General features: G+C 33.8%; 1 protein-coding gene. It reads left to right on the plus strand.

Annotated features, from left to right (window positions below; translation table 11 throughout):
* Positions 1–44: 44 nt before the first annotated feature.
* Positions 45–916 (plus strand): major outer membrane protein (locus CAMP5060_RS08120; protein WP_337218205.1); only part of this gene is annotated, 872 nt, incomplete at its 3' end.

Raw genomic sequence — 916 nt, forward strand, 5'->3', positions numbered from 1 at the left:
TTATAATACAAGCCATAGTTTTAATTTTAATAAGGAGAATTCTCATGAAACTAGTTAAACTTAGTTTAGTAGCAGCATTAGCTGCAGGTGCTTTTTCAGCAGCTAATGCTGTTTCACTTGAAGAAGCTATAAAAGATATTGAAGTATCAGGAATGATGAGATACAGATTTGAATCTGATAGATTAGAACAAGGAAATACTGTTTCTAATGGCTACAATGGTGCTAAAGAAAATAGACATAGATTTAAATCTCAAATCAACTTCAAAGCAGCTTTAGATGATAACTTCAAAGCTTTTGTACAATTCCAATATGACAATACAGGTGAGTTAGGTTTTAATAGTCCAACTGCTAAAGCTGAAACAAACACAGCTCAAGGTTTTGATGTTGAACAAGCATACTTAGAATACACTAACGAAGCTTATGCTACAAGCGTAATTTTCGGTAAAATGGAAGTTGGTTCAATTTGGACTGATGATGCTATCGGTACAGGTGCTAAAATCATCAACAACTCTATCGAAGGTTTAACTTTTGCAGGTTATTGGTTTGATAGCTTTAACGTTACAGATGATGGCGATTTTACAGGTTTAGGTATAGCTGATGCTTCTTTATATGGTGCTGCTGTATTAGGTGATTTTGATCCATTTGCTTTCCAATTATGGGCTGCTTATTCAAATAACTGGGCTTTCTTATATGCAGTAGATGCTAGCTATAAATTTAGCTTCAATGATGTAGCTAACTTCAAAATCCAAGCTCAGTATTTAGGTAACAACTTAGATAGTGACAAAGAAAAATTAGGCTTAGACAACAGCAACTTCTATGCTGCTCAATTACAAGGTCAAATTTCAGCATTTGATTTCCAAGCAGGTATAGTTGGTTATGGTGAAAAAGATAAAGCTAGCTTAGTAGTTTTAGAAGA

The organism is Campylobacter sp. 1569 (genome assembly GCF_024723675.1).
Classification (GTDB): Bacteria; Campylobacterota; Campylobacteria; order Campylobacterales; family Campylobacteraceae; genus Campylobacter_D; species Campylobacter_D jejuni_C.